The sequence below is a fragment of the Micromonospora craterilacus genome (assembly GCF_003236315.1).
Lineage (GTDB): Bacteria > Actinomycetota > Actinomycetes > Mycobacteriales > Micromonosporaceae > Micromonospora > Micromonospora craterilacus.
Genome location: NZ_POTY01000582.1, coordinates 1 through 428, shown reverse-complemented (window position 1 = coordinate 428; position 428 = coordinate 1). Strand labels below are relative to the sequence as shown.

Here is a 428-nt window from a genome sequence, read left to right as displayed (position 1 = left end):
CCCCATGCGCCTGCATTTCCTCCTTGCCGCCGTGCTGTCCGTGGCGTTGCCTGCTCAAGCCGAGCTTCTCATCAGCGAGTACGTAGAAGGCAGCTCGAACAACAAGGCCATCGAAATCTACAACCCGGACGGCGCCGAAGCCGATCTGTCGGTCTACAAGATCGAGCAGTACAACAATGGCGCCAGCACGCCCACCGCGTCGTTTGCACTCTCGGGCAAGCTGGCGCCAGGCGCCGTCCATGTGATGGCCCACAGCACACTGGCCAGCGTGCTCGGCAGCCGCGTCAACCAGACTGCGGCGTTCTCCTTCAATGGCGACGATGCGCTGACGCTCACGCGTTCCGGCGTGGTTGTCGACCGCATCGGCCAGGTTGGCTATCAACCGCCGTCCGGCTTCTGGGGTACAGCCAGCGCCGGCACCAAGGACC

Annotated in this window: 1 protein-coding gene; it reads left to right on the top strand. The window is 64.0% G+C overall.

Translation table 11 applies throughout. The features are described 5' to 3' along the window. A partial coding sequence (locus C1I95_RS37505; RefSeq protein ID WP_199524060.1) for a lamin tail domain-containing protein occupies positions 1 to 428 on the top strand: 428 nt, incomplete at both ends.